The sequence below is a fragment of the Pseudomonas asplenii genome (genome assembly GCF_001293465.1).
GTDB lineage: Bacteria > Pseudomonadota > Gammaproteobacteria > Pseudomonadales > Pseudomonadaceae > Aquipseudomonas > Aquipseudomonas fuscovaginae_B.
Genome location: NZ_JSYZ01000004.1, coordinates 132,330 through 149,539, shown reverse-complemented (window position 1 = coordinate 149,539; position 17,210 = coordinate 132,330). Strand labels below are relative to the sequence as shown.

Annotated in this window: 12 protein-coding genes; 10 read left to right on the top strand and 2 right to left on the bottom strand. The window is 63.3% G+C overall.

Annotation, left to right across the window (positions count from 1 at the left end):
• Nucleotides 1-48: 48 nt before the first annotated feature.
• Nucleotides 49-897, bottom strand: coding sequence for an AraC family transcriptional regulator (locus PF66_RS07195; RefSeq protein WP_054059349.1), 849 nt, complete (start codon nucleotides 895-897; stop codon nucleotides 49-51).
• Nucleotides 898-1,404: 507 nt separating this feature from the next.
• Between PF66_RS07195 and PF66_RS07190 the strand changes: the two genes are divergently transcribed.
• From PF66_RS07190 to PF66_RS07145, 10 genes are all read left to right on the top strand, one after another.
• Entirely contained in the window at nucleotides 1,405-2,853 is a 1,449-nt protein-coding gene (locus tag PF66_RS07190; protein WP_054062278.1) for a serralysin family metalloprotease, read from the top strand.
• A 167-nt stretch (nucleotides 2,854-3,020) separates the two neighbouring features.
• Nucleotides 3,021-4,481 carry a serralysin family metalloprotease gene (locus PF66_RS07185; RefSeq protein WP_054062277.1) on the top strand — a complete coding sequence of 487 codons (1,461 nt, stop codon included), beginning with the start codon at nucleotides 3,021-3,023 and terminating at the stop codon, nucleotides 4,479-4,481.
• A 291-nt stretch (nucleotides 4,482-4,772) separates the two neighbouring features.
• Entirely contained in the window at nucleotides 4,773-6,245 is a 1,473-nt protein-coding gene (locus PF66_RS07180; RefSeq protein WP_081009805.1) for a serralysin family metalloprotease, read from the top strand.
• 22 nt (nucleotides 6,246-6,267) lie between these two features.
• On the top strand, nucleotides 6,268-7,626 hold the full coding sequence (locus PF66_RS07175; RefSeq protein ID WP_152972977.1) for a serralysin family metalloprotease: 1,359 nt from the start codon (nucleotides 6,268-6,270) through the stop codon (nucleotides 7,624-7,626).
• A 127-nt stretch (nucleotides 7,627-7,753) separates the two neighbouring features.
• The gene (locus PF66_RS07170) at nucleotides 7,754-8,062 is read left to right on the top strand and encodes an AprI/Inh family metalloprotease inhibitor (protein WP_054062425.1); all 309 of its coding nucleotides are present in this window, start codon (nucleotides 7,754-7,756) and stop codon (nucleotides 8,060-8,062) included.
• A gap of 120 nt (nucleotides 8,063-8,182) precedes the next feature.
• Nucleotides 8,183-8,797, top strand: coding sequence for a calcium-binding protein (locus tag PF66_RS07165; RefSeq protein ID WP_054059345.1), 615 nt, complete (start codon nucleotides 8,183-8,185; stop codon nucleotides 8,795-8,797).
• A gap of 162 nt (nucleotides 8,798-8,959) precedes the next feature.
• The gene (locus tag PF66_RS07160) at nucleotides 8,960-10,756 is read left to right on the top strand and encodes a type I secretion system permease/ATPase (RefSeq protein WP_054062275.1); all 1,797 of its coding nucleotides are present in this window, start codon (nucleotides 8,960-8,962) and stop codon (nucleotides 10,754-10,756) included.
• Nucleotides 10,753-12,081, top strand: coding sequence for an HlyD family type I secretion periplasmic adaptor subunit (locus PF66_RS07155; protein ID WP_054062274.1), 1,329 nt, complete (start codon nucleotides 10,753-10,755; stop codon nucleotides 12,079-12,081). Before PF66_RS07160 ends, PF66_RS07155 begins: the two co-directional genes overlap by 4 nt.
• 1 nt (nucleotide 12,082) lies before the next feature.
• Nucleotides 12,083-13,441: a TolC family outer membrane protein gene (locus PF66_RS07150; RefSeq protein WP_054062273.1), complete on the top strand. Its 1,359-nt coding sequence runs from the start codon at nucleotides 12,083-12,085 to the stop codon at nucleotides 13,439-13,441.
• Nucleotides 13,442-13,490: 49 nt separating this feature from the next.
• Nucleotides 13,491-15,329 carry a polyurethane esterase gene (locus tag PF66_RS07145; RefSeq protein ID WP_054062272.1) on the top strand — a complete coding sequence of 613 codons (1,839 nt, stop codon included), beginning with the start codon at nucleotides 13,491-13,493 and terminating at the stop codon, nucleotides 15,327-15,329.
• 157 nt (nucleotides 15,330-15,486) lie between these two features.
• Here PF66_RS07145 and PF66_RS07140 read toward each other — a convergent pair whose 3' ends face one another.
• Complete coding sequence (locus tag PF66_RS07140; RefSeq protein WP_054060841.1) at nucleotides 15,487-17,082, bottom strand: ArnT family glycosyltransferase; 1,596 nt, start codon at nucleotides 17,080-17,082, stop codon at nucleotides 15,487-15,489.
• Between the last annotated feature and the right edge of the window lie 128 nt (nucleotides 17,083-17,210).

Sequence of the window (17,210 nt, the reverse complement as noted above, 5' to 3'; positions counted from 1 at the left end):
GGGCGGCTCCGCGAATGAATCGATGCAACGATCTTCGCGGTTGCCGCCTCAGGCGTCTGGAAGGTTTGAGCAGCGCTTGCGGTAGGCTGCCGGCGTCAGGCCGTAGGCCCGGACGAACCAGCGTCCGAGATGGCTCTGGTCGGAGAAGCCGAGGGTCATCGCCACCGTGGCCGGTGGTTCGCCACGGGCCAGCAGTTGCCGCGCCCGGGCCAGGCGCAATTGCACCAGGTAGGCATGGGGTGGCAGGCCGTAGGCCGACTTGAAGGCCCGGGTCAGCCGGAAGCGGTCGACACCGGTCACCGCGGCCAGGTCATCCAGGCTGACATCCAGCTGCAGGTTGGCATGCAGGTATTCCCGGGCCCGCTGTGCCACCCGCGGCAGGCGTGGGTCCTCGCGGTAGCGGGTGCGCCAGTGCAGGTGGCGGGTGAGGGCGTCGAACATCTGGTCCAGGGCGCTTTGCTGGACGATCCGCAGCTCCGGGCTGTGCATCGCCTGGAACGCCGCGCTGGTGGCCTGGGCCAGGCGACTGTCGCCAGTCGCCAGCGGTGTGGCAAAGGACAACTGGCTGTTGGCGGGCGCTTCCTGGAACAATGCGCCCAGCTCACGCTCCAGCCAGTGGGGTTCCAGGTACAGCGTCCGGTAGGTGAAGCCGCCTTCGGTGGGCGCGTCGCCGTCGTGGATTTCCCCCGGTTCGAGCATGAACACATGGCCCGGCATGCTGTGAAAGCGGGTGCGCTGGCAATTGAATTGCTGCACGCCCTGTTCGGTGACACCGATCAGGTAGGTGTCGTGCCAGTGGGCGTCATAGGCGTGCCCCTTGAAGTGGGCACGGAGGGTTTCGATACCGGTATCGCGATCCTGAGTCAGGTCGATCCAGTTGTCGGCGTTGCTGGGCATGCTGTACCTGGAACATAGCTCAATCGTGCAGGATGACAGTAGGCACTGCCTGGCCAGGGCAAGTCTAGAACATCTGTGCAGCTGTCCGGGGCCTCGCGGGCATGCCATGGCGGGAATGCGGGGGCTGGACCGGTGGCGTTGAATAGTTGGATTGTCCTACAATAATAAAGGGTGAAAAATAGTAATAAGACCCATAAGTTAATAAATGACCCATTGGTCATTTAACGATGCACTTCGCTTATGCATTTTTCTCACTTGAATGTTCGCGATGTCCTGCTCATGGGGTTGGGAAACTTCTGTCAGAAAATATTTTCCCAGACATAGGCAATGTTTACGGGATCTTTCCGGATTTTGGCGTTTTGATATCAAAAAAAGCGCTGGACGGTTGATTTCAAAATGTGTCAGTTTCTCGCTGCCTTCAAAAAGGGCGAGTGATAGGATGATCTCGCCAAGGGATTGTCGCTATCGGACAAAAACTGTTTCACTTGTAAACAAGGAAGTGTGTTTATGTCGAAAGTCAAAGCGAAAGCTATTGTTTCGGTAGAGTCGGCGCTGGCGGCCAGCGGTACAAGTTCCGCCTTCAACCAGATCGATAGCTTCAGCCATCAGTATGACCGCGGTGGCAATCTCACGGTCAATGGCAAACCCTCCTACTCCGTCGATCAGGCCGCCACGCAACTGCTGCGTGACGGTGCCGCCTGGCATGATCTGAACGGCAGCGGCAAGATCGAGCTGACCTATACCTTCCTGACGTCCCCGACCTCGAATTTCAGCGGTCTGGGCGTTACCGGGTTCAGTCAGTTCAGTGCCTTGCAGAAGTCGCAGGCGGTATTGGCCATGCAGTCCTGGGCCGATGTCGCCAACGTGACCTTCACCGAGGCGGCGCGGGGCGGAGATGGTCACATGACCTTCGGTAACTACAGCGCCGGTCAGGAAGGTGCGGCGGCATTCGCCTTCCTGCCGGGGACCGAGCCTGGCTACGACGGCCAGTCCTGGTACCTGACCGGCAGCGGCTACAACGTCAACAAGACGCCGGGCCTGAACAACTACGGGCGCCAGACCCTGACCCACGAGATCGGCCATACCCTGGGCCTGTCCCACCCTGGCGACTACAACGCCGGCGAGGGCAACCCGAGCTACAAGGATGCGACCTACGGGCAGGACACCCGCGGCTACAGCATCATGAGCTACTGGAGCGAAAGCAACACCAGCCAGAACTTCAGCAAGGGCGGCGTCGAGGCCTATTCGTCCGGCCCGCTGATGGACGATATCGCGGCGATCCAGAAGCTCTACGGCGCCAACTACAGCACCCGTTCCGGGGATACCACCTACGGTTTCAACTCCAACGCCGGTCGTGACTACCTGAGCGCCACCTCGTCTTCGGACAAGCTGGTGTTTTCGGTCTGGGATGGCGGCGGCAATGACACCCTGGACTTCTCCGGCTTCACCCAGAACCAGAAGATCAACCTGCATGCAGGTTCCTTCTCGGATGTGGGCGGCATGGTCGGCAACGTCTCGATTGCCCAGGGCGTAACGGTGGAGAACGCCATCGGCGGTTCGGGCTACGACCTGCTGATCGGCAACGACGTCGCCAACGAACTGCGTGGCGGTGCCGGCAACGACATACTCTACGGGGCTGGCGGTGCGGACAAGCTGTGGGGCGGTGCCGGCAGCGACACCTTCGTATTCGGCGCGGTTTCCGATTCGACACCGAAGGCGGCCGACCGGATCATGGATTTCGTCAGTGGCCAGGACAAGATCGACCTGTCCGGGATCACCCATGGTACGGGCCTGAACTTCGTCAACGCGTTTACCGGGCATGCCGGCGATGCGGTACTGACCTACGCCGCGGGTACCAACCTCGGCACCCTGGCGGTCGACTTCTCCGGGCACGGTGTGGCGGACTTCCTGGTCACCACGGTGGGCCAGGCGGCGGTCACGGATATCGTGGCCTGAGTCGATGAAACGGGAGGTGGCGCCTGCGCCGCCTCCTCGAATCGCAAGGTGTCGGGTGAGCGCTATTTGCAGGATTCATCGGATAAGGGGCCGTCAAATGCGCACCCTCGTGGCCGAACATTGACGTGTTCGGGCACGTTTTCCCTGTCTCAAGGACTTGCATCAGAATGCCTCAGCCCATTACCAGAAACCTCGATAGAATCTTTAATTCGGTGCATCGGGATCCGCCCGAATGGGCATCGTCACAGACGCCCCTGTCGATTGATGGCAAGCCACTCTATTCCCAGGAGCAGGCGGTCAACCAGATCAACCGTAGCGGCAGGGTATTGAAGGACCGGGATGACGATCAGCAGATCGAGTTGACCTACAGTTTCCTGACGTCCGCCCCCAAGAACTTCAGCGGCCTGGGCGTCACCGGGTTCAGTCCGTTCAGTGCCCTGCAAAAAAAGCAGGCGGTCCTGGCCATGCAATCCTGGGCCGACGTCGCCAACGTGACGTTCACCGAGGCGAAGCCAGGCAAGGAGGGGCATCTGACCTTCGGCAACTACAGCGCCGGCAAGAAGGGGGCCGCATTCGCGTTCCAGCCGGGTTCCGGAGCCAGCAGCGATGGACAGTCCTGGTACAAGGCCGATGAAAGCAAGACGCCCGGGTTGGGTAACTACAGTCGCCAGACCCTGGTCCACGAGGTTGGCCATAACCTGGGCCTGAGCCACCCTGGAGACTACGACGCCGTCAAGGGCAGCCCAAGCTACAAGGATGCAAGCTATTGGCAGGACACGCGTGGCTACAGCGTCATGAGCTACTGGAGTGAAAGCAACACCGGCCAGAAATTCAACGGGGCCCATGCGTCCGGTCCGCTGATGGACGATATCGCGGCCATCCAGAAGCTCTATGGCGCCAACCACGCTACGCGCGCCGATGACAGCGTCTATGGCTTCAATTCCAACACCGGGCGCGATTTCCTCAGTGCCACCTCGTCTTCGGACAAGCTGGTGTTCACCGTCTGGGACGGTGGCGGCAATGACACCCTGGACTTCTCCGGTTTTACCCAGGACCAGAACATCAACCTCAACGCCGGCGCGTTTTCAAGCGTGGGCGGGCTGCTGGGCAATGTGTCGATCGCCAAGGGCGTTACCCTGGAAAACGCCGTGGGTGGCAGGGGCGACGATGTGATTATCGGTAATGCGGCGAACAATCGGCTCATGGGGGGGGCTGGTTGCGACGTCCTGTATGGGGATGCCGGCGATGACATCCTCGAGGGTGGCGACGGTAAAGACTGGTTGACCGGCGGTTCCGGTCGCGACGTCCTCTTGGGGGGTGCCGGGCCTGACTGGCTGCGTGGAGGGGAAGGGCGCGACCTCTTCGTGTTCACCCGGATATCGGATTCGACGCCAGAGGCCGCCGACTGGATCATGGATTTCGTCAGCGGCGAGGACCGGATCGACCTGACCGACATTACCCATGGTTCGGGCCTGAGCTTCGTCGAGGCCTTTACGGGGCAGGCCGGGCAGGCGGTACTGGGCCGTGCCCACGAGGGGACGTTGGAGGTCGACTTCTCTGGCGATGGTGTAGCCGATTTCCGGGTTACTACGCTGGGTGTGGTAAGAGTCACGGATATCATGGCGTAAGTTGATCAAACAGGGGAGCGTCTACGCTACTCCTGCAAGTCGAATGGAGAAGTTGCTGTTGCCTGGGTAAAGGGAAATCTCGAGGGGAAAGTCTGGATGATTTAACGGTCTTGTCGACTTTTCCTCCTGGGGCTGAGCACGCTTCAGATAGCATTTTCAAAAGTTGTACGAGGGATGGAAGAATGAGCGTTATTTGCAGGAGGCTTCGGACAGGGAAAAGTCCAATAGGCCGGCTTGTTATCGGTTAGTTACCGGTTCGAGCAAGTTTTTCCATGCCTCAAGGATTTCAGCATGACATCTACCAGCTCCAATAAAGTTCTCTCTGGACAGTTTCCGTCCGAGGTCCGGCAATATACTTTGGAATCTTCCGGAAAGTTTTCCCTGACCACGGATGAGGCCGCGATGCATCTCGCCCGTTACAATCAGCGTTGGGCGGATCAGGACGGTGACGGTCGAATCGACCTGACCTACCAGTTTCTCACCGCACCCAACCTGGCCTTCGTTGGAATGCGCCTGGATGGATTCAGTGAGTTCAATGCGCAGCAGAAGGCGCAGGCGAAACTGGCCATGCAGACCTGGGCGGATGTGACCAATGTGACCTTCACCGAGGCCCAGGCGGGTGGGGAGGGGCAAATGAGCTTTGGCAATTTCAGCGAGGGCATGCACGGTGCCACGGCATTCGCCTTCCTGCCCAACAGCCACCCCATCCTTGACGGCCAGTCCTGGTACCGGGTGCCCAGCGACGATACCTGGTCCGGATGGCTGCGTAGCCGGGCCTCCGGCGACGGGCCCAACCAGCTGCCGGTGATGGGCAGCGCTGGCCGATTCGCCCTGGTTCACGAAATCGGTCATACCCTGGGCCTGGACCACCCCGGTGACTACAACTCCCGGGAAGATATCTGGCTCGACTGGCTGTGGAATCGGATCAGCGGCGACGATGACTACGGGCTGAAGGCCGATGTGGTCGAGGATTCCGTCGGCTACACCCTGATGAGCTATTGGAGTGAAACCAATACCGGACAGGATTTCGCCAAGGACGACGCGTCTGTCTACCCTTCGGCGCCGCAGTTGCACGATATTGCGGCGATCCAGAAACTCTACGGCCCCAACTTCAGCACCCGCGCCGGTGACACCACCTATGGCTTCAACTCCAATACCGACCGCGATTACCTGACCGCCACCTCGTCCGCGGACAAGCTGGTGTTTTCGGTCTGGGATGGCGGTGGCAATGACACCCTGGACTTCTCCGGTTTCACCCAGGACCAGGAGATCAACCTGAATGAGGGGGCGTTTTCCGACGTGGGCGGCCTGCGTGGCAATGTTTCCATCGCCCATGGCGTGGCTATCGAGAACGCCATGGGCGGCTCGGGCAAGGACCTGCTGGTCGGCAACGAACTGGGCAACCAGTTGCGCGGTGGTGCCGGCGACGACGTTCTCAAGGGCGGCGGTGGCGCGGATGAACTATGGGGCGGTGCCGGCAGGGATACCTTCATGTTCTCCGCCGTCTCCGATTCGACGCCGCAGGCCTCTGACCGGATCATGGATTTCACCACGGGTCAGGACGAGATCAGCCTGGCCGGGATGACCCGCGGTTCGGGCCTGAACTTCGTCGGTGCCTTCAGTGGCAATGCCCGGGAGGCGGTACTGGCCTATGACGAGAGCACCCACCAGGGCACCCTGGCGATCGACTTCGCGGGGCGGGGCCTGGCGGATTTCCAGATCACCACGGTCGGTCGGATGGCCGTCACGGATATCGTGGCCTGATGCCCTGCCTTGAGGATTTTGCGTGACAACGATCAATTCCCCTATCACCAGCGGCAAGCCGAGCTATTCCGTGGACCAGGCGGCGCAGCAGCTCACCCGTAGCGGCCAGTCCTGGAAGGACAAGGACGGCAACGGCACCGTCGAGCTGACGTTCGCCTTCCCGGACACGCCGCCCTCGAACTTCGTCGAGCTCAAGGTCGACCACGGCCTCGGCGGCTTCGGCCAGTTCAGCGCGTTGCAGCAGGCGCAGGCGGTGCTGGCCCTGCAGTCCTGGGCGGATGTCGCCAACCTGAGCTTCACCGAGGCGCCGAGCGGTGGCGAAGGGCACCTGAGCTTTGGCAACTACGAGGTCGGCCCGGCGGGCAGCGCGGCGTTCGCCTATGCGCCAGGGTCCGATCCCGACTACGACGGCCAGTCGTGGTACCTGGTCAGTGACAGCTACGACCTCAACAGTGCACCCGGCCTGAACAACTATGGGCGCATGTCGCTGGTCCATGAGATCGGCCATACCCTGGGGCTGTCCCACCCCAGTGACTACGGGGCGAATGTGGACCAGCCGAGCTACCGGGATGCCGGCTACGTGCAGGACACGCTGGGTTACAGCATCATGAGCTACTTCAGTGAAAGCAACACCGGGCAGAACTTCGTCAAGAACGGCGCCGAACACTATTCATCCGCGCCGTTGCGCGACGATATCGCGGCGATCCAGAAGCTCTATGGGGCCAACTACAGTACCCGTGCCGATGACACCGTCTATGGTTTCAACTCCAACACCGGCCGTGACTACCTCAGTGCCCAGTCGTCTGCCGATGCCCTGGTGTTCTCGGTGTGGGATGGGGGTGGCAATGACACCCTGGACTTCTCCGGTTTCACCCAGGACCAGGAAATCAATCTGCGGGCCGGTTCGTTCTCCGATGTGGGTGGCCTGCGGGGCAATGTCTCGATTGCCCACGGCGTCACCCTCGAGAATGCCATTGGCGGTTCGGGCCACGATGTGCTGATCGGCAATGACGTGGCCAACGAACTGCGTGGCGGCGCCGGCAGCGATATCCTCCAGGGTGGCGGCGGTGCGGATCGCCTCTGGGGCGGCGAGGGCAACGACATCTTCGTGTTCGGCGCCATCACCGACTCGACGCCGCAGGCCTCTGATCGGATCATGGATTTTGTCAGCGGCCAGGACCAGATCGATCTGGGCAGGCTGACCCAGGGGGGCGGCCTGAGTTTCGTCGACGCATTTACCGGACGGGCTGGCGAGGCGGTGTTGAGTCGTGACGCCGACACCGACCAGGGCACTTTGGCCATCGACTTTTCCGGGCAGGGCCTGGCGGATTTCCAGGTTGTCACCGTAGGGCGGATGGCGGTCACGGATATTCTGGTCTGATGGTATGAAACCCACGAGCAAGGAACGCATGCAAGACCACCACCGGCCCGCCAGCGGGCCCATCACTCGAAAACGCAGGGGGGCCTGGCTGCTGGCCCTGTCACTCACTTTCATGGGAGAAGCCGTCATGGCCAGTAGTTTGGTGTTACCCAGCCGCGAATCGCTCGCGGGCCAATGGCAGTTGTCCAGCAGCTCGAGCCCGGCGCGGACCTGCGTGCTGGAGCTGGCGGCCCAGCCGCCCATGCTGACGGGCGACCTGGAGTGCGCCACCGAGCTGCTCGGCGAGCGCCCCAGCGGCTGGGAGCCGACTCCGGATGGCCTGTGGCTGTTCGATCAGCAGGGCAGCGGCCTGGTGCACCTGAACCGGGATGGCGCGGGTTATTCGGTGTCACGCCAGCAAGGTGAGCTGACCCTCGGCAGAAAGAGCCGCGACTGAGTTTCGGCAAGCGCGGGTGACCGCCTGCCCAGGACAGCCGTACACAAGAGTCCGCCCGATACGACCTTTCGTTGGCGAAGCGCTCTTGTTGCTTTACCTATTGATTTTTAAGGAAATGATATGTCTTTGTTTACCCTCAATCCCGTTTCTCCCAGGCAGGATGTGCCTGACCCGCTTGTCAACTTCAACGGCACGACCGGCAACGACTACATCGTCGGTAATGCCCAGGACAATCGTATCGTCGGCGGCGGTGGTCATGACTTGTTGCTCGGGGGTACTGGCAACGACACGCTGAGGGCGGGCAATAAGGCCAGTTCCCTCTACGGGGGCGCCGGTGACGACCTCCTGATCGGCGGCCGCGGTTCCGACCACCTCAATGGTGGCGACGGCGAAGATCGTCTCAATGGCCGGGCCGGCGACGACATCCTCGTCGGGGGCCCCGGGCTTGACTGGCTGGTGGGCGGCCCCGGTCGGGATACCTTCCTGTATCGCGATATCAGCGACTCGATCCCGGAGAGTGCCGACTGGATCGTCGACTTCGTCAGCGGCAAGGACAAGATCGATCTGAGTGCTCTCACCCACGGCTCGGGCCTGACCTATGTCGAGAAGTTCACCGGGCAGTCCCGTGAGGCGGTGCTGGGGTATGACCTGACGGTCGACTTCGATGGGGACGGCGTGGCCGATTTCCGGGTCATGACCGTCGGGCAGGCGGTGCAGACGGATATCGTCGCCTGAGTCTGGGAAAGGAGGCAGCCTGATGGCTGCCTCTGTCCGTTGGATGGCGAATCCATCGCCAGGGGAAAAGGGCCGTTGCATGTTTTGAATCAACTTCAGTGACAGGGCAGAGATCCTTGCGGGTCTCACGAATTTCTAGAATCAAAAAATCAGGGACGATAAATGAAATCGTTGAAGATGATTTCGGGTACACCCTTGTTCCGCGTACTGGGTGACTACAAGAGCATATTGATCAGCGTCGGTTGTTTCACCGCCCTGATCAATCTGCTGATGCTGGTCCCGTCGATCTACATGCTGCAGGTTTACGACCGGGTACTGACGTCGCAGAACGAAACCACCCTGGTGATGCTGACGCTGATGGTGGTGGGCTTCTTCGCCTTCATCGGGGTGCTTGAAACCATCCGCAGTTTCATCGTGATCCGCATCGGCAGCCAGCTCGAACGGCAGTTCAACCTGCGGGTGTACAAGGCGGCCTTCGAACGCAACCTGTTTCGCGGCGAGGGGCATGCCGGCCAGGCCCTGGGCGACCTGACCCATATCCGCCAGTTTCTCACGGGGCCCGCGTTGTTCGCGTTCTTCGACGCGCCGTGGTTTCCCCTCTACCTGCTGGTGATCTTCCTGTTCAACCCGTGGCTCGGAGTGTTTGCCAGCGTGGGCGCGGTGCTGCTGATTGCGCTGGCCTGCCTCAACGAGTGGCTGACCCGCAAACCCCTGGCCGAAGCCAGTGGCTATTCGCAGAAATCCAGCCAGTTGGCCACCAGCCATTTGCACAATGCCGAAACCATCCAGGCCATGGGCATGCTCGGGGCCCTGCGTCGACGCTGGTTCCAGGTGCATTCGCGGTTTCTCGCGCGGCAGAACCAGGCCAGCGATACCGGCGCGCTGGTGACTTCGCTGAGCAAGTCGCTGCGCCTGTGCCTGCAATCGCTGGTGCTGGGGCTGGGCGCCTTGCTGGTGATCAAGGGCGACATGAGCTCCGGGATGATGATCGCCGGCTCGATCCTGATGGGGCGCGTCCTGAGCCCCATCGACCAGTTGATCGCCGTCTGGAAGCAGTGGAGCGCGGCCAAGCTGGCCTACCGGCGGCTCGACGAACTGCTGCGCGAGTTTCCCCAGGGCGAGCCCGCCATGAGCCTGCCCGAGCCCAAGGGGCGGGTGGCGTTCGAGCAGGTCAGCGCAGGTCCCCCGGGGCGGCGCGGGGCCACCTTGCACCATGTCAGCTTTGCCATCGAGGCCGGTGAGGTGCTGGGCGTACTGGGCGCCTCGGGGTCGGGCAAGTCCACCCTGGCACGGGTGCTGGTGGGGGTCTGGCCAACCCTGGCGGGCGTGGTGCGCCTGGACGGCGCGGATATCCATCGCTGGGACCGCGATGAACTCGGCCCGCACATTGGCTACCTGCCGCAATCGATCGAACTGTTCAGTGGCACGGTGGCCGAGAACATCGCCCGTTTCAGCGAGGCCGACCCGCAAAAGGTGGTGGCTGCCGCGGTACAGGCCGGTGTTCATGAACTGATCCTGCGCCTGCCCCAGGGCTACGACACCCTGCTGGGCGACGATGGCTGCGGCCTGTCCGGTGGGCAGAAACAGCGGGTGGCCCTGGCCCGGGCGCTGTATGGCGGCCCCCGGCTGGTGATCCTCGACGAGCCGAACTCCAACCTCGACGCGGTCGGCGAGGCGGCGCTCACCGCGGCCATCGCCCAGCTCAAGGCCCAGGGCAGCAGTGTGATCCTGGTGACCCACCGGACCACGTCCCTGGCCCAGACCGACAAGCTGCTGGTGCTCAACGAGGGGCGGATGCAGGCCTTCGGGCCCAGCGCCGAGGTGCTCAAGGCCCTGGCCGGCAACGCGCAACCGGCGGCGGCCACGGTGGCCGAAGCCCCGCGCGAGCCATCCCCAACCCCAGCCGGGCTCAGCCTGAGCCGGCAATACGGTGCAGCGACACGCAGGAGCGGAGCATGAGCCAGGACAGCCTGATGCAACACGATGAACCCCACGAGCGCCAGGAGCGCGATGCCGGCTTCTTTGTCCGCGCCGGCTGGTGGCTGGCGCTGCTGGGCGCCGGCAGCTTCTTCGCCTGGGCGGCCCTGGCGCCGCTGGACCAGGGCATTGCGGTCCAAGGGACCGTGGTGGTCTCCGGCAAGCGCAAGGCGGTGCAGTCCCTCGGCGGAGGGGTGGTCGAGCGGATCCTGGTGCACGAAGGGCAGTTGGTCCGCCAGGGGCAGCCGCTGTTTCGCCTCGATCAGACCCAGCGCTCGGCCGATGTCCAGTCCCTGCGCGCGCAGTACCGGGTGGCCTGGGCCAGCCAGGCGCGCTGGCAGAGCGAGCGGGACAACCTGGCGCGGGTGAACTTCCCGGATGAGCTGACCGCCGATACCGACCCGCAACTGGGCCTGGTACTCGAAGGTCAGCGGCAGTTGTTCAGCAGCCGGCGCGAGGCGTTTGCCCGCGAACAGGCCGGCATTCGTGCCGCCATCGAGGGCGCTGGTGCGCAACTGGCCGGCATGCGTCGGGCCCGCGCCGACATGAACGCCCGCGCCGACTCCCTGCGGCGTCAACTGGACAATCTGCGGCCGTTGGCCGAGAACGGCTATATCCCGGCCAACCGCCTGCTGGAGTACGAGCGGCAACTGTCCCAGGTGCAGCAGGACCTGGCGCAGAACAGCGGTGAGAGCGGGCGGGTCGAGCAGGGCATTCTCGAGTCGCGATTGAAGCTTTCGCAGCACGCCGAGGAATACCAGAAGGAGGTGCGCAGCCAACTGGCCGAGGCCCAGCTCAAGACCCTGACCCTGGAACAGCAACTGACCTCGGCCCGTTTCGAACTGCAGCACAGCGAAATCAGCGCACCGGCCGAAGGTATCGCGGTGAACCTGGGAGTGCATACCGAAGGTGCGGTGGTGCGTGCCGGCGACACCCTGGTGGAGATCGTCCCGCAGGGCGAACGCCTGGAGGTGGAGGGGCGGTTGCCGGTCCACCTGGTGGACAAGGTCGGCACGGCATTGCCGGTGGACATCCTGTTCACCGCCTTCAACCAGAATCGCACGCCGCGGGTCAGCGGTGCGGTGAGCCTGATTTCCGCCGACCAGTTGCTCGATGAAAAAAGTGGTACGCCGTATTACGTACTGCGCAGTTCGGTCAGCGACCTGGCCCTGGAGAAACTCAACGGGCTGGTGATCAAGCCGGGCATGCCGGCGGAAATGTTCGTGCGCACCGGTGAGCGGTCGTTGCTCAACTATCTGTTCAAGCCCCTGATGGACCGTGCGGGTTCTGCGTTGACCGAGGAGTAGTATGTTGCGCCTGATGACCAAACCGCTGTGTGTGGCGGCTGCGTTGCTGTTGTTTTCCCTCGATTGCCAGGCCATGGGGCCGTTCCAGGTCTATGAGCAGGCGCTGCGCAACGACCCGGTGTTCCTCGGCGCGCTCAAGGAGCGCGATGCCGGCCAGGAAAACCGTGCCATCGGCCGCGCCGGCCTGCTGCCGCGGCTGTCCTACAACTACAACCAGGGCCGCAACGACTCTCGGGTCACCTACCTCAACGAACGCGGCAATTTCCATGAGGACCGCAACTACACCAGTTCCGGCTCGACCCTGACCCTGCAGCAGCCGCTGATCGACTACGAGGCCTATGCCAACTATCGCAAGGGCGTGGCCCAGGCGCTGTTTGCCGACGAGACCTTTCGCGGCAAGAGCCAGGAACTGCTGGTGAGGGTGCTGACCTACTACACCCAGGCGCTGTTCGCCGAGGACCAGATCCAGATCGCCAGGGCCCGGAAGAAGGCCCTCGACGAACAGTTCCAGCAGAACACGCAGCTGTTCCGTCAGGGCGAGGGCACCCGCACCGACATCCTCGAGTCGCAGGCGCGCTATGAACTGGCCACGGCCGAGGAGATCGAGGCCCGCGATGCGCAGGATGCGTCGTTGCGCGAGCTGGGGGCGCTGATCGGCGTGCCGACGGTCGACGTCGCCGAACTGGCGCCGCTGGCGCAGGGGTTCGAGTCGTTTCCACTGGAGCCGGCCAACTTCGCCACCTGGCATGAGCTGGCCCTGAGCAACAACCCGACGCTGGCTTCCCAGCGCCAGGCGGTGGAGGTGGCGCACTACGAAGTGGAGCGCAACCGCGCCGGGCACCTGCCCAAGCTCAATGCCTATGCCAGCCTGCGCAAGAGCGAGTCCGACAGCGGCAACACCTACAACCAGCGTTACGACACCAACACCGTCGGCTTCGAGGTCAGCGTGCCGTTGTTCGCCGGTGGCGGGGTGTCCGCCTCGGTTCGCCAGGCCAGTGCCAACCTGGAACAGGCCGAATACGAACTCGATGGCAAGACCCGCGAAACCCTGATCGAGCTGCGGCGCCAGTACAACGCCTGCCAGTCGGGGGCGAGCAAGCTGCGCGCCTACCGCAAGGCGCTGGCTTCGGCCGAGTCGCTGGTGCTCTCCACCCGGCAAAGCATCCTCGGCGGCGAGCGGGTCAACCTCGACCTGCTCAACGCCGAACAACAGCTCTACAGCACCCGTCGGGACATGGCGCAGGCGCGCTATGACTACCTGATGGCCTGGACCCGATTGCATTACTACGCCGGCACGCTGCGCGAAACCGACCTGGCCAGGGTCGATGAGGCGTTCGTGGCGCCGGCGGCCGTTCACTGACTTCCGTTGCAGGCTTTCTCGACAATTTCAACAACAGAGAGGCAATACCATGGGTGTTTTTGACTATGAAAATGCGGGTTCCACTGTCTCCAAGGCGCTGTACGCTGACGCGATGGCGATCACCTTGTATTCCTACCACAACATCGACAATGGCCTGGCTGTCGGTTACCAGCAGCACGGCTTCGGCCTCGGCCTGCCGGCGACGCTGGTCAAGGCGCTGATCGGTGGCACGGACGCCCAGGGCGTAATTCCCGGCGTGCCCTGGAACCCCGATTCGGAGAAGGCGGCGCTGGCGGCGGTGAAGGCGGCCGGCTGGACGCCGATCAGCGCCAGCCAGCTGGGTTACGCCGGCAAGACCGATGGCCGGGGTACCTTCTACGGCGAAAAGACCGGCTACACCACCGCTCAGGCGGAAGTGCTCGGCAAGTACGACGCCGAGGGCCACCTGACCTCCATCGGCATCGCCTTTCGCGGCACCAGCGGCCCGCGGGAAACCGTGATCACCGACACCATCGGTGATGCGATCAATGACCTGCTGGCGGCCATCGGCCCCAAGGACTACGCGAAAAACTACAGCGCCAATGCCTTCTCCGGCTTGCTCGACAGCGTCGCCGCCTTTGCCCGGGCCAACGGCCTGGGCGGCAAGGATGTGCTGGTCAGCGGGCACAGCCTGGGCGGGCTGGCGGTCAACAGCCTGGCGGACCTGAGTGCGGGCCAGTGGGGCGGTTTCTACAAGGATGCCAGCTACATCGCCTTCGCCTCGCCGACCCAGAGCGGCGCGGGCACCCATGTGTTGAACATCGGCTATGAAAACGATCCGGTGTTCCGGGCCCTCGACGGCTCCAGCCTGACCCTGGCGACCCTCGGCGTGCATGACGGTTACAAGGCTTCGGCGACCAACAACATCGTCAACTTCAACGACCACTACGCGTCCGATGCCTGGAACGCCATGCCGTTCTCCATCGGCAACATCGCCACCTGGCTGTCGCATCTGCCGACCGCCTATGGCAACGGCATGCAACGGATAGTCGATTCGTCGTTCTACGACCTGACCGGCAGGAACTCGACCATCGTCGTCAGCAACCTGTCGGATCCGGCGCGGGACAAGACCTGGGTGCAGGACCTCAACCGCAACGCCGAGGCCCATAGCGGCACCACCTTCATCATCGGCAGCGAGGCCAGCGACCTGCTCAAGGGCGGGCGCGGCAACGACTATCTCGAAGGGGGCGGCGGCGATGACACGTTCCGCGACGACGGCGGCTACAACATCATTCTCGGTGGCAAGGGCCATAACACCCTTGACCTGCAGAAGCCTCTCGACAGCGTCGAGATCGCCAATGACGGCCAGGGCACGCTGTATCTTCGCGATGCCCAGGGCGGGATCACCATTGCCAGGGATATCGGCACGCTGGTCAGCAGCGAACCGCACCTGGTGTTCCTGTCCCGGGACGTGGCCCACAAGGTCGCTGACCAGAGCCTGTCCGGCGGCCAGTATGTCGCTTCGCAGGTGGGCGGCGCCGGGGCGGACACCCTGACCGCGAAGGCTTCGGGTGAATGGTTGCTGGGCAATGGCGGCAACGATCACCTGATCGGCGCGGCCAATGGCGGCAATCTGTTCATCGGCGGGGCGGGCAATGACCTGATGGAGGCGCGGGGCGGGGGCAACACCTTTCTGTTCAACGGTGCCTTTGGCCAGGACCGCATCAGCGGCTTCCAGTCTTCGGACAAGCTGGTGTTCATGGGCTATGCCGATACCCAGGGGCACAACATTCTTGAACATGCCAAGGTGGTCGGCAATGACACCGTGCTCAGCTTTGGCGCTGATTCGGTGACCTTGGTGGGGGTTGGGCTGGATACGCTCAAAGGCGCCAGTGTGGTGATCGCCTGAGGGTAGTCGGCTGGTGTCGTCTGGCCGCCTGCGGCGGTTCGCGGGCAAGCCACGCTCCTACAGGATGGTGCCGTACGCCAATGCCGCGTTCGGTATCGATCCCCCGTAGGAGCCGGGCTTGCCCGCGAACCGCCAGGAGCGGCCAGGCGACTCCGTATCAGGGCTGTTTGAGCAGCACGAAATCATTCTTGTCGAACCGCCCACTCAACACCGGCACCAGCGCCCCGACCGGCGTACCCTGCAGCTTCTGGTAATCCTGCCTGTCCATCACCAGCCACGCCGGCCCGCTCACCGCCTGCAACTGCTGTGGCGTATCGGTGAACAGCGGTTGCAGATCCTCGTCCAGGTTGACCATGAACTTGATTGCCTTCGCGTCCTTGCCCATGGCGTGCAGCACCACGGGTGCCGGCGCCTGATGGATCAACTGTTGGGCTGCCCGGGTAAATGTCCGGGTGTCATAGGCCGTCCGCTCGACCGGCTCGACGACCAGGATGTAGCTCGCCCACATCGCCAATACCGCACAGGCCGCCAGGCCGATGGCACGCCAGCGGGTCTTGAACAGCATCATCACGGCGATGACCTGCAGGGCACCCACCAGCCAGGGGGCGATGCCCAGTGTCGGCAGTTCCTCGGGAAAGCGTCGATGCAGCAGGATCATCCCGCCGATCAGCAGCGCCGGCAGCAGCAGCCAGAGGCCCTGGATCAGCCCGCGCAGCCAGGCGAACAGCCGCCCCTGGCCTGCCTGGAACGCAAAGGCCGCGACGATGGCGATCATTGGCGCCATCGGCAGGATGTAGCGGGCCTTCTTCGCCTGCGGTACCGACAGCCCGAGCATCACGATCAGGCCGGCGGCCAGGCAGTAGAGCATCAATTGCAGCGCCGGCCCACGTTGCTGGCGACCACCGGCGAAGAGTGCCACCCCCCCCAGGACCGCCAGCGGATAGGCCAGGGCGTAGTTGCCGAACGAACTGCCGAAGTAATACAGCAGGCCACTGGAGCCTTCGCTGCCATCCATGCGGCCGGTGAACTGCATGCGGATCACTTCATGGAGGAAGACGCTGCCGCCATCCAGCCAGGCCAGCCATAGCAGTAGTGCGATACAGACCGCCAGCAGGCCCAGGGCCTGGAAGCCGAAGACGAACAGGCGTCGCCACTGGCCGCCCAGCAGGTAGTAGCTGCAGAGCATGCCGGTGGGGATCACCAGGCCGATCGGTCCGCGGATGGCGAAGCCCAGCACCAGCAGGGCGAGTATCCAGCCATGGCGTTTCGGTGCGGCGAAATGATCGGCGGTGTAGCCCAGGTAGAACACCGAGAAGCCGACGGCGGCCAGCAGCAGATCCAGCGAGACGGCACGTGTCTCGGTGATGAAGGTGTTGCTCAACAACAGCAGGGCGATGCTCAGCAGTGCCCAGCGCGGGGAGTGGGGGGCGACCAGCCGGTACATCAGCACCACGATCCAGGCCGCTGCCAGGGCACTGGGCAGCCACGCCGCCAGGGCATTGACGGTGCCGAAGGGCAGGGCGAACAGCCAGACCAGCACGGTCGAGAAGGCCGAGTAGTCGGGGTAGGGCTCGCCGTAGGTGGTCGGGAAGAAGCCCGGGCCGTGGCGCAACATTTCCTGGGCGAACAGGACGAAGCGCGAATCGAAGCCGATGGCCGCCTGCTGGTGAACCCCGGCGAGGAACAGCAGCAGGGCGAGCAGGCCCAGGCCCAGGGACTGACGATTGAGGGTGGCGCGGGAGGTCAATGTCACGGCGGAGTCCTTGTACAAGGCGGATGACACCGGGGGAAGGGAGATGGCGTATTCACGGGCAAGTCGGACCGCCGCACCGCCTGCTCCTGCAAGGTGGTGTCGTACAAGCGCCATGCACGACTCATCGC